Source organism: Leptospira weilii serovar Ranarum str. ICFT (assembly GCF_000332415.1).
GTDB lineage: Bacteria > Spirochaetota > Leptospiria > Leptospirales > Leptospiraceae > Leptospira > Leptospira weilii_A.
Genome location: NZ_AOHC02000018.1, coordinates 1 through 12,416 on the forward strand (window position 1 = coordinate 1; position 12,416 = coordinate 12,416).

The 12,416-nt window shown below is 43.6% G+C and carries 10 protein-coding genes; all 10 read right to left on the bottom strand.

The window, feature by feature from the left end:
• A partial coding sequence (locus LEP1GSC060_RS04895; protein WP_002997355.1) for a Uma2 family endonuclease occupies nt 1–354 on the bottom strand: 354 nt, incomplete at its 3' end.
• A gap of 276 nt (nt 355–630) precedes the next feature.
• Entirely contained in the window at nt 631–1,122 is a 492-nt protein-coding gene (locus LEP1GSC060_RS04900; protein WP_002997419.1) for a YajQ family cyclic di-GMP-binding protein, read from the bottom strand.
• Nucleotides 1,119–3,944: an alanine--tRNA ligase gene (gene alaS, locus LEP1GSC060_RS04905; protein WP_002997423.1), complete on the bottom strand. Its 2,826-nt coding sequence runs from the start codon at nt 3,942–3,944 to the stop codon at nt 1,119–1,121. The genes LEP1GSC060_RS04900 and alaS overlap by 4 nt, the downstream gene beginning before the upstream one ends.
• 85 nt (nt 3,945–4,029) lie before the next feature.
• Entirely contained in the window at nt 4,030–4,428 is a 399-nt protein-coding gene (gene rpsI, locus LEP1GSC060_RS04910; RefSeq protein WP_002997318.1) for a 30S ribosomal protein S9, read from the bottom strand.
• 14 nt (nt 4,429–4,442) lie between these two features.
• Nucleotides 4,443–4,892, bottom strand: coding sequence for a 50S ribosomal protein L13 (gene rplM / locus LEP1GSC060_RS04915; protein WP_002997400.1), 450 nt, complete (start codon nt 4,890–4,892; stop codon nt 4,443–4,445).
• A 150-nt stretch (nt 4,893–5,042) separates the two neighbouring features.
• Complete coding sequence (locus LEP1GSC060_RS04920; protein ID WP_002997454.1) at nt 5,043–6,212, bottom strand: Wadjet anti-phage system protein JetD domain-containing protein; 1,170 nt, start codon at nt 6,210–6,212, stop codon at nt 5,043–5,045.
• Nucleotides 6,209–9,574, bottom strand: coding sequence for an ATP-binding protein (locus LEP1GSC060_RS04925; protein WP_002997445.1), 3,366 nt, complete (start codon nt 9,572–9,574; stop codon nt 6,209–6,211). The genes LEP1GSC060_RS04920 and LEP1GSC060_RS04925 overlap by 4 nt, the downstream gene beginning before the upstream one ends.
• Entirely contained in the window at nt 9,543–10,136 is a 594-nt protein-coding gene (locus tag LEP1GSC060_RS04930; protein WP_002997413.1) for a DUF4194 domain-containing protein, read from the bottom strand. The genes LEP1GSC060_RS04925 and LEP1GSC060_RS04930 overlap by 32 nt, the downstream gene beginning before the upstream one ends.
• Entirely contained in the window at nt 10,129–11,580 is a 1,452-nt protein-coding gene (locus LEP1GSC060_RS04935) for a DUF3375 family protein (RefSeq protein WP_002997474.1), read from the bottom strand. Before LEP1GSC060_RS04935 ends, LEP1GSC060_RS04930 begins: the two co-directional genes overlap by 8 nt.
• A 188-nt stretch (nt 11,581–11,768) precedes the next feature.
• Nucleotides 11,769–12,398 (bottom strand): YceI family protein, encoded by a 630-nt coding sequence (locus LEP1GSC060_RS04940; protein ID WP_002997439.1) that lies wholly within the window; start codon nt 12,396–12,398, stop codon nt 11,769–11,771.
• Nucleotides 12,399–12,416: the final 18 nt, after the last annotated feature.

Below are 12,416 nucleotides of genomic sequence, written 5' to 3' on the forward strand. Positions count from 1 at the left end.
ACACCTAGTATAAAGAATTTCCGCGATCCAATCCGGAGCCCCCTCGATTCTTTTTTGTCGAATGATCGCACTCTTCGCTTTGGAAATAAAAATCAGATCGGGTTGAACCACGTTGTGTTCGTCCAGGAATACGTCGATCGGAGAAAAAAAAACTTCGCCGAGTTTAAGTTTGTCCACGTGTGCAGAAAGCGCATTCGAAAATTTGCGAATGACTCTTTGGTGTTCTGGAATCGGAGCCGGAACCATAAATATTTCACCCTCCAAAAGTTCGGCCAACGTTCCTTCCGGAAGTTCGGCAAAATCCTTATCCGTTTTGAAATCGGTTTCCGTTTTAAAATCGCTCGTATGTATCATAGTATTCGTTTCATTCTAAATTGGATTCGAATCGGTTTTGAAAACCTCGGAATTTATAAAGTCCGTCCCCAAACCATCTGATTCAATCGGAATGACGGCAAAATCTCTCCGATTGTTGTAGGTTTTAAGACACGCTCTTCGTTTTCTTATTAGCAAAGTGTGACAGACGAAAGCCGCTCTGTCAAGAAGAAGGGATTTTTAAAAGTGATGAAAACCTTCCGGCCGGAGGTTCACACTCTGTTTCCAACGGAAAAACCCGCGGACGTTGGGAACGACTTACTTGTAATTCGTAAATTGAACGTCGAAGGAAAGATCCGCGTTTTTCAAAAGATGAATCACCTCTTGGAGGTCGTCTTTTTTCTTACCGACAACTCGAACGGATTCGCCCATGATCGTAACATTGACCTTGAGTTTGGAATCCTTAATGACTCGAGTGACTTCTTTGGTTTGTTCCTTTTCCATTCCTTTCCGGATTTTCACCTTCATCCGAACGGTGCCGCCGGTTGCGGGTTCGATCTTGGATTTAAAATCGAAATTTTTCAGACCGATTCCGCGTTTTGCCATTTTGGAAACGAGGACGTCGATCACACTTTCCAGTTTGGATTCGTTGTCGGAAGTTAAAACGAGTTGTTCGTCTTCGAGCTGGATATCGGACTTGGAACCCTTGAAATCAAAACGATTTTTGATTTCTCCCAGGGCCTGAGTCACCGCGTTTATCAACTCGGGTCTGCTGATTTCGGAAACAACGTCAAAAGAAGGGTCGCTCATACTCTTTCTCCGGTTAAAGTTTGTTTTGCCAGTAAGATCACGGACGAAATTGCAGGTTCCAAGTTTTGTTTATCCTTGCCTCCACCCTGGGCCATGTCCGGTTTTCCACCGCCTTTTCCACCTAACATCTCGCAGGCGGTTTTCACCAAATTTCCGCAGTGAATTCCCTTGGAAACGAGTTCGGAAGAACAAGTGATTACCACACTCGCGTTATCCGCGTTCTTACTTCCGAGGATCACGAGAAGATTCTTTTCCCGCGTTTTAAGATTATCGGAAAGACCTTTCAGGGAATTCGGATCTTTGTCCTCGAAAATCGCCGAAACGATCTTGCCGATACCGGTTTCTACGGAAGAAGAAAAAACTTTTTCAATCACGGAGGTGTTGTTTTCAAAGTCTCTTTCACCCAAACTTTTTTTTGTTTTTAAAAATAAGGAAGAGGTTTCTTCGATTTTAGCCGAAAAACTTTCCGAAAGATCCCGGAAAAACGTGACCGCAGTCGCTCCGTCTTTTTCGAGTTTTTCCCGAATCTCATCGGGCCCCGGAACAACGGTGGTAACGAGCAGTTTCGTTCCTTCTCCGCCTAACTCCGATTTGATTTTTAAGTTCAGATTTTGGACCGACTCCGTAATTTCCGCAAAACGATTCTGAAAGGTTTCGATCACCGCGGGACCGCAGACTCCTTCGATACGACGATTTCCCGCGCCCGGAGAGGATTCTTTTTTGATGAAGAAGTAACCGATTTCTCCCGTATGGGAAACGTGGGTTCCACCGCAAAACTCCACCGACGCGTCCCCCATCCGAACGACTCTGACCTTATCCCCGTATTTTTCTCCAAAGGTGGCAACGGCTCCGGTTTTTTTGGCGTCGTCGATTCCGAGTTCCTTGGTTTCCACCGGAAAATCGTTTCGAATCGATTCGTTGACTTGGAATTCGATTTTCCGGATTTCTCCCGCGGTCAAAGCGGAAGGATGAGAAAAATCGAAACGAAGATATTCCGGAGAAACGACGGACCCTTTTTGTAAAACATGATTTCCTAATATACTTCGAAGCGCACCGTTCAAAAGATGAGTTCCGGAGTGATGGAACTTCAGCCTTTCCCTTCGAACCGTTTCCACCTCAGCGTCCAGTTCCCGGCCGGAAACGAATTCTCCGCTCAAAACCTCTCCGAAATGAAGGATAACGTCGTTCTCTTTTTGCGTATCCAAAACCTTGAATACGTTTTTACCCTGGCGTAAAAATCCGGTATCACCGATCTGCCCTCCTCCTTCCGGATAAAAAGGAGTTTTGTTTAAAACGATCGCACCGGCCTGCCCTTCTTTCAAAGCGGGGACGGATTTGTTTTCATAAAATAAATGTGTAATATTCCCTTTTCCTGATAGAGAAGAATATCCGAGAAACTCGGTTTTTTCCGCGTTCAGTCCGGTCATTAGAGAAACCTTATGAACTTTCCAGGATTCTCTGGAAAATTGTCTGTCTTTTTCGAGTTCTTCCTGAAACCCGCTTTTGTCGAAGGAAAAACCGCGCTCCGCCACGATTTCTTCGGTCATCTCCGCGGGAAAACCGTAGGTTCCGTAAAGTAAGAATGCGTCCGCTCCGGAAAAGATCAACTTGCCGGAAGTTTCGGTTTTTTGTACGAGGAATTCGATTTTTTCGAGTCCCAACTCCAAGGTTTTTAAGAAAAGTTCCTCTTCCGCGAGAATGGTTTTCCCGATCGCTCCGGCGTTCTTTGTCAATTCCGGATAACGTGTTTTGTAGATTTCCACAACCTTATCCACGAGTTTATAAAGAAACGGTTCTCTAAAGTTCAGCTTTCTTCCAAAAAGAGTCGCACGACGGATCAAACGTCGGATCACGTAACCCCTTCCGGTTCTATCCGGATAAATTCCGTCTCCGATCGAAAAAAGAACCGAACGAATATGATCGGTTACGACCCGAAATGCGGTTTTTCTAGAATCGAAAATCAGTTCGGTGTCATTTTTTTGAACTTGAACCCCGGAAGGAATTTTGTTTTCGTTCGTGTAGGAAATCCCGGATAATTCTTCAACGTAGGATATGATCTTACGAAGTTCGTCCGTATCGTAGACGGAATCCACGTCTTGTAACAATAACGCAACCCGCTCCAAACCCGAACCCGTATCGATTCCGGTTTGTTTGAGTGGATGCAGATTTCCTTCCGTGTCCTGATTGAATTGGTTGAATACTATATTCCAAAATTCTAAAAAACGATCGCAGTCGCATCCGGGTTTGCAGGTTCCGCTTGTCGCACAATCCGGTCCGCCTTTTGCAATTCCTCGATCCAGATAAAGCTCGGAACAGGGCCCGCAAGCTCCGCTATCCCCGGCCGGTCCCCAGAAGTTGTCTTTTTTTCCGAGACGCGTTATGCGCTCTTTGGGGATTCCCTTGGAAAGCCAGATTTTTTCGGCCTCGTCGTCGTCCGTATAAACCGTAACCCAGATTTTTTCTTGATCAAAACCGAGATGATTGACGGAACAATCGAGTGCGTATTCAATCGCTTCTTCCTTGAAATAATCCCCAAAGCTGAAGTTCCCCAACATTTCAAAGAAGGTACAATGTCGTTCGGTTTTTCCGACCACTTCGAGATCGGTGGTCCGAAGACATTTTTGACAAGAGGTCGCTCTTGTGTAGGGAAGCTCCACGGCCCCCGTAAAGAGGGGTTTGAACTGAACCATTCCGGCCGTGGTGAACAAAAGTGTGGGATCTCCCGCAGGAAGGAGGGAGGAGGACGGAACTACGCTGTGGGATTTGTCTTGGAAGTAGTTTAAAAAGATTTCGCGGATTTCCGCTACGGATTGGCGTTTCATGATACCTCTAAAATCAAAAAATGCCTGAAACTCTGGACGAAAGAGATTCAGGCATTTCAAAAACGAAATGAAATGAAAAAGAAACTTAACGTTTGGAGAACTGAGTTCCTCTTCTCGCTTTGTGTAGACCGTATTTCTTTCTTTCCACCATTCTCGGATCTCTTGTTAAAAATCCTTCCTTTTTTACGGCTGGACGGAACTCCGGTTTGATCCTGCAAATCGCTCTCGCAAGCGCGTGACGGATCGCTCCGACTTGTCCGGTGATTCCACCTCCGGAAACGTTTAGATTCAGATCATACTGATCCAATACATTCAGAAGAGTTAAAGGACGAGTCGCCTCATCGATGATAGATTTGCGATTTTGAAGATAATCTTTGATATCTTTATGGTTTACGGTGATTTTACCGGAACCTTCTTTGATTTTTGCGCGGGCAACGGAGGTTTTTCTTCTTCCTACGGCCCAGATTTCTTTTGCGGGTGCCATTTGAATCGGTCTCCTTAGATTTCCAGTTTTACGGGCTTTTGCGCCTGGAGGTTGTGTTCAGCGCCCGAGAAAATTTTACAATGGGTGAGCATTTTATCTCCGAGTTTGCTTTTGGGAAGCATTCCTTTTACGGCCTCGTAGATTACCTTTTCCGGTTGTTTTGCGATCAGATCCTTGAATACGGTTTCAGTCATCCCGCCCGGATAACGAGAGTGATGATAATACTTCTTCTGCGTTTCTTTGTTTCCGGTCACTTTCACTTTGGAAGCGTTGATAACGATGATATTGTCTCCACAATCTTGGTTCGGAGTAAAGGTGGTTTTGTGTTTTCCGCGAAGTCTTGCGGCGATTCCGGAAACGAGTCTTCCCAGAGTTTTTCCTTCCGCATCCACTACAAACCAGCCTTTTACGGCGTTTTCTTTCGTAAGAGAAGGAGTTTTATGCGCTTTTGATAATACTGACATGAAAAATCGTCCTGTAGAAGCCAGCGTTTCGCTTTGAATCTCGGAGTCAAGAAAAAAGAGCCTGTCCCTTGCGGTCAGAGCAGGCGATTCACCTTCTCAATCCATTGGGTTCGGAAGAACGCGTCTACGAATGAATCTCCGGAATGAACTTTAAAATAACTCGTTCAAAACCTCTTCCACGTACCAATTCGGAATTCTTTCCTGTTCCAAACGATTTTTTTCGGAAAGCGAAGTTAGAAATTCCCAGGTGGCGCGCTCCTCCTCGTTTAAAAAACGAAGTTCGCCGATCCTTCCGAGAACTCCGTCGACCGCAAACTCGCGAAAGGTATGAAATGTTTTTCGATCCATCAAAAAAGAACGAGCCGCCGGAAAAATCTCCCTGAGGGTGGACAAAATTTCAAAACCTTGAACGTCCAAATCTCCCCAATAAAAAAGTTCCTTCGTTTTCAGCCATTCACAATCCTTTAAAATTCCCAATCCCCACCCTTTGCCGAAAATGGCGACGGTTCTTTGTAATCTCGGAACGGTTAAGAAATTATGAATATTCGAAAAATTAGTTTTATTTTCGATCAGTAAAATTCTTTTACAACCTTCCATCCGAAGCGATCTGAATTCTCCGATCGGTACGCTGATATCCGACAAACCTCCGAAACAATTTTTGGATATTTCCGAATCCAAAATCCGAAACCGAACCAGCCCCTCTTCCTTTTTTAATCCGTATCTGTCCTCGAATACGGAACTCTCTACGAGGACTTCGTTCGGTATTAAAAAATCCAATAGTTTTCTTAAGATCGTTTTATTCTCTTCTATAAATTTCGTATGAACACGAACGGGCAGTTCTCTGATATAAAGTCCCGACTTAGGATTTTTTCGAAAGTAATCGCAAACCTCCAATAGTTCTTTCCAACTATTTTCCTTTTCGATCACAAACATCGGAAACTCCAAAATCCAATCGTGTAATTCGGGAATGGAATTCAGGATTAACTTTACGTTTTTTTGATAGGACTCGAACTCTTGTTCCTTTCCGATATAAATCAAAAAGTCCGATTGTGTATCGAATACGATACTTTCGGGCAAGGTCTGAGTTCCGAATTTACGGGTTTCTTTCGGAAGAGAAAACAACCGATATCCGAATCCGGTTTCTTGTTTGGAGTTTTTTTCCAAAACTCTGAGAGGTTCGGCAAAACGCAACAACTCGCCCGGCAAAACCTTTCCGACGGAAATCTCCCAAGGAAACGAGGTTACGTTTAAGATGGAATTTTTTAGTACGGTGGGGAAATATTTTTCGGCCTTTTTTCGGATCTCTTCGGGGGAGATCATGATAAAACGTTACCGTTTTCTAAAACATAATTTTCTAATTTATTATTTTTTAATTTTTCTTTCGTAATCGGAACCACACTCGAACCGTTCCCTTCGGAATTGATACTTACGAAATTTGCGGAGGATATATAAGGTTCCACCACCCCGATTCTATCCATGGGAGTAACCACCAGGAGTTGCAGGCCCAATTGTTGAAATAAGTCCATCGCGTATTTGGAATTCGGATTGTCCAAATTATTGAACATTTCGTCGATGACCACGAATCGAAACGATTTCTTATTTCTGAAACCGAATTGATAGGCGATCGCGGACGCAAGAATCGTATAAGCCAATTTTACGGTCTGACCTCCCGACTTTCCCGCGGATGAATCGTACACTTCCTTCGGTTTATTGGTTTCCTTATCGAATTCCACAACCCGAAAGTCCAACCAGTTTCTTGTGTCCGTTACCGACTTGGACCAACGATCGTTTCCGTCCTGAACTTTCAGTCGATCCAAGAGCTCTCTGATTTTCTGAAATTTATCCTCGTTGGAAGATCCGTCTCCCACATTCGGTATACATTCTTTCAATAAAAACTTAAACCCGTTCTCTCCGACGATCTCCTTGTTTTTCGTATCCGAGAATTCCAGTTGAATGTACGTTTTATCTTTTACGTAATCCAACCAACGAAGGGATTCGTTCAACTCTTGGATCCGTTCTTTGATTTCCAAAACGTCGTCTTCCAGTCCCATCTTAAATTCTATGATCTGTTTCGAAACCTTATCGTCCATCATGGTTCGAAATCTGTTTTCAAATTCGGGCAATCTTTCTTTTCTGATCTTTTCCAACTCCTCTTCAAAGGATTCGATATAATCGACGTTACCGACAAGCCCGATCCTTTCCGAATCCTCGGAAAATTTTTTTACGTACTTATCCAATTGTTTGTTTAAAGCGTCGGCGATTTTAGCTTCTTCCGAAACCAACTCGGTTTTTTCGGATTCCATCCGTCCTTCCAATTTTTTACGAATCGTATAGAGATTTTCGCCGGTGAGAGTTTCGTCTAACGTTCTTTCGGAGATTTCCTCGAAAGCGTCCGAAAGTTCTTCGAGGGAATATTCGGAAACGGTTCGTAACAACTCCGAACGTTTTTCGCGGATTTGGGCGATCCTTTGTTCCAAAACGGTGATCGTTTTTTCGGCTTCTTTTTCCAGTAGGACCGATTCGCCCAAACGTTTTTTGACCGTATCGTGTTGGGACTTAAGCTTTTTGTAATCTTCCGAGGAACGTTCCAACTCGTCCAAATGCGCGTTCGACTTTTGCAAATCGGATTCGATCCCCTCGGTGTCGATTTTGGAAAAGACGTTGAACTCCCGAATCCGATTCAGATCCGACCGTTCCTGCGAGTTTGTGTCCTCTTGTGTTCGATATTCTTTTAACTTGGGAGTCAGCTCGTAGATTCGTTTTCCGGTCTCCACAAATTCCTCCTCCAAAGCGCGGATCTTTTCCAGGTTGTTCCAGCCTAAAATGAAATTTCTTCCGTCGCTTACCTTGGAACGATCGTCTTTTTCATGACGGATCTTTCCGGTTTTGATCAATCCTTCGGTCGTTATCGCCTTATCGTAGTTATAGAAAGAATCGATATCGCAACAAACATAGTTATAATCCCGTAGAATCTGCGATTCGATCCATCGTCTTTTCTCCGAATCCAATTCCGGCTTGATCTCGAGTTTATAAAACAATTCGTTTTTATTTGCGGGTGATTCGTTCGAATATCCGGAGACGGGTAACATTCGAAAATAAGTGAATTTGGAATTTAAAAAAGTCCGATTTACATATTCTGTTATTCTTATATAATGAATTTCCGGTACAAGCATACGCAATCCGAAACTATGAAGTAATCTTTCGATCGCGCCGAGCCAAGGTCTTTCCGTTTCCTTTACTTGAATGAGTTCGCAGACAAAGGGGAGTTCCTGAACGGAAATTCCCAAAGTTTCGGAAATTTGATTTCTGATTTTCACCTTGTCTTGATGAAGCAGATGTTTGTTTCTTTTCAGATGGGCAATCTCCTCTTCCGTAATTCGATTGCGCTTTTTCAAATTATCATTTTCCACTTCCAATTCCGTGATCTGCGTTCGGAGAATTTCCTTGTGTGATTCGTTTTCTTCCAGACGAACTCCGGAAAGTCGAAACACTTCGTAAAAATCGGTTTCCTTTCTTTCATAAGGCAGATTCAATCGGGAAGCAAGGCCGGAATATTGTTTCCAAGACTGGTCTCGAATCGATTTTTCCTTTTGCAAATCCTCGATTCTTTTTTTGAGGTCGGCGATTCTTCGAACCGTATCGTTATTTTCCAGACTGATTGCGATTTTGAGTTCCTCCTCCCGAAGTCGCTCGACGTCCGCACGGATCGAATACAATTGATCTTGAATTTTAGAAAGTTCTAATTCTTTTTCCTTTTCGTCCTTGGCTAATATTTCCAGATGAAGTTTTGAAAAGTAAGGGACCAGGGATTTTAGGAGTTTTTCCGCAAATTTTATTTTTGTCCGAACCTGACGCAAATCCCCGGCCTTTTCTCCGATCGGCTCCAAAAGTTTCAATTGCTCCCGCGCTTTGACGATCGCCTGATACGCTTCCGTCAAATTAGAATAACTTTTATCCAACTCTTCGATTTTGGACCGAACGTCGATACGTTCCAACATATGTTCCCGAACGAAGTCGTTTAATACGCCGAGCGATTTGATTCCTACGATTTGATTGAACAAATCGATCGCCTTTTCGGAACGAAGCCCCACTAAGTTGCGGAATTCAGCCGAATACGCTTTAAAATTATCGAATATACGAACCCCGTCGTTTTTCAAATCCGCTTTCAAATTTTTTATCGACCGTCGATTGAGCAGAAGAGAATCCCGGACGGAAAGGGGTTTGTCCGAGATTAGAAAAAACTTATTTAACTCTCCTCCCTGAAACCAAAAAACCTGAGCCAAAGCGACAAAGACTTTTTTTTCCGGTTCGGAAAAAACCGCGGAAAGTACCGAATAACAATCCTCCTGATTTTTACGAACCTTCAAAATTCCTTCCACGCCGGAGGTTTCCCTTCCGTAATGTCCTTCAACGTAGGTTTTTTCGCTTCGGTCCTTTCTCCTGCTCTCAAATCCGGAAGCTATATTATAATTTCTTTTATTAGAAGGAACTAATAGAGTAAGAACCGCGTCGACCAACGTGGATTTGCCCGAGCCGTTCGCTCCGGTCAAAAGAAAGTTATCCCCTTCCGGAGTGAGTTTCCAAACTTTGCCGTTGAATGTTCCCCAGTTGAGTACTTCCAGACTTTGAAGACGAAAGCCGCTCGGAAGTTCACTCGTTTTGAGATTGAATAGACTCGTCATCGGCGCCTCCTTCCCGAAATTTCGATTTGATTCGTTCCAAGTCGGCCACGGAGAGTTTCGCCTTTAAAATCTTTCGGATTTTGATTCCCGAACCGTCCATCATTCGGATAAATCCCAGATTTTCCACGGCCCGGATCATCCGATCGAAATCCTTGTAAAGATCCACTTCGTTGGTCGTTTTCGGAAAATACGGTTTCAAAAGTTCGTATATGTCTTCTTTTCGGACGATCGCGGAAGAAGACGGATCCTTTTCCTCCCTTTCCAAAATCACTTCCCGCAAAAGTACCAGAAGTAAAGTTTCCCTTCGATTGATCGCGATTTTTCTCGTGAGTTTGGGAAGTTTTTCCTTATCATCATCGTCGTCTTCGTCCGAGGTCTGCCTTAAAAATGCGTAACAATCCACCTCGTCCATATAAAGGATCAGTCCGATCTGTTCGAAATATTTGCGGACCTCTTCCTTTTTACCGTACAATTGATCCCATGCTTTCGGGTCTTCGTCCAGACTGATCGGTCCGCGTAAAAGTTTCAGGATCGAAGAAGCATAAACGAGCGGTTTATCCATCTTCCCTCACTCTATAAATCACTTTAGGAATTCGATATACGATTTCCTTTTCCCGATCTCGGATCCATCGAAAGAAATCCTGTGTGTCGATGGAATGTGTCTCCCGAACGCTCGCGATCCAAAGATAAATCACGATTTCCTCCAAACTCGTCTGATCCGGATACTGCCGTAAAACTTCTTCCAACCCGATCTCCGGTTTATACCGTAATAAGGATCGAATATTCCCTTCCAATTCTTCCGGATCGATTCCTCGAATCATCGGATACAACGTTTCCCAATCAAAAAAACTTTCCTGCTGTTCTTCCACAAATACGGTTCGGGAAGAATCAAAATCATCCCCTTTCCAAATCGGTCTTTCCATCGTAAGCCGAACTTCCGGCTCCTCGAAACCGTAAAAGGCAAACTCGGAAGAAAAATCGGAGTTCAACGCGGAATTTTTGATTTCGTTTATCAACTCCTTAACTTTACGATTTCCTAATATAGTTTGATCCACGAGAGTTTTCTTGAGTTGTTCCGACATCTGAGAAACGACCGTATTGACTCTGGCGCCCGCTTCCCTGAGATTTTTTCTTAACTTTTTAAAAAAATATTCGGGATCCACCGTAAGAACATCCGTCATCGAATACAAAGTTTGAATCAGCTTTTCCAAAAAGTCCTGGTGTTTTTCGGAACGAAGGAACTCCCAAAAAGTTTGAAAGCTTCGCCCTTGTGCGGATTTTAACAGTTCCGTATCTTCTCCCAAAACGAATTCCAAAATATCCCCTTTTTCGGCGATCTCCAAATACTTTCGATGAATGGATTGTGTCATATCGTGGAAATTACTCTCCACCTGTTTAAAATCGCCTAACAGACTTAAGGCTTCCTTCTTTGCGTACAAAAATTGACTCTGAATTCTTTCGCTCGGAAAAACGTCCACACGACCGCTCTCCCGTATTTGTGCTATTTCCAAATCCAGTTCCTCTTTTTTCTTTTCCAATTGTCGAATTTTTTCCTCGGGTCCGGATACGGTCTCCTCTACGATTTCCTTGAGTTTATTGAGTATCGAAAAAAATCGGGATTCCGTTCCGACGATCTCGTTACTTTCCAAATCCCTTAAGTCTTCCAACCAGGAAAATAATTTTTCCATTTCGGGCGTGAGTTCCAGGATAATTTCCTCCGACCCGTCCACGATTTGTACGCGGTTGGTTAAAAAACCTTCGTTAACCCATTCGTTTATATATACGTCCGAACTCCTGACAAAATCGGTCGGTTCCACGTCTCCCTCGTCTTTGAGATCTTCCAAAAAATTTCGTAGGTTTAGACTCATTTCGGCTGTGGGAATCCAAAATCGGTTTCCGGTTTTGAATTGGTCGTAAAGAAACGATACGATTACCCCGGCGAAATCCTTTCGCAAAATCCGAATTGCAGACGACTTCAGCAAGTATTTGATTTTAGAATATTCCATTTCGCTTATGTAATTAGGGTCAGAGTATTAGGAGTCAGCGGTTAGATTTTAGATGTTAGGAGTTTACACGTTTCCGGTGACTAGGGTTAGTGAAATAGGTTTTAGGACTTTACAGGAGTTCCCAGGTTTTAGAAGGATACTCTTTGTCATTTGCGGGGTTGGTCGGACTAAAACCTTTCCACTGATAATCATTTGCAGTCAGCTTTGAATTGTGTGGAAATCGTAAGTTCGATTTCGGGCCAGAGTTTGGAGACTCCGTCTTTTCCTTTATGCAAATCTTTGCATACTTGATTGAGCGCCTCGACCGCAGTCAGGGCCTTAAAATCTCCGAGTTCCAACTTTGCATTCGCGTCGAGCCGGTTTCCTTCTTGAAGAGTAAAACTTACGTCCAAATTTTTGACAACCCCGTTGAAAGTGAGTGCGATCACTCCTTTACCGGTAGTTTTGTCGGAATTCAATTTCGCTGAAACGACCTTTCCTTCGATCTTTCCGTTCTTTTTCAACGGGTAAAAGAACGCGGACTTGATCTTTGCGTCCCGATCGTTGTTCCCGCTGTTGACGGTGTTCGGATCGATCGTAAACTTCAGTCCTTGGATGGCTTTTTCGGGTGAATTTCCGGCCGTAGTTCCGACCACTTCGATCTTATCGAAGGAACCGCCGACCCCGGTTTTTTCGGTAAACTTAAACGCCTTCCAACCGAACTTCGTACTCGTGTGATCATACGAGTACGTACAAGTTTGGTTTTTATCCGCGCCTTGAGAAAATCCGGCGACAAAAGGAAGTAGGATCAAACAATAGAATAGAATGTTTCGTTTCATAGTCTTTCAGACTGGCTT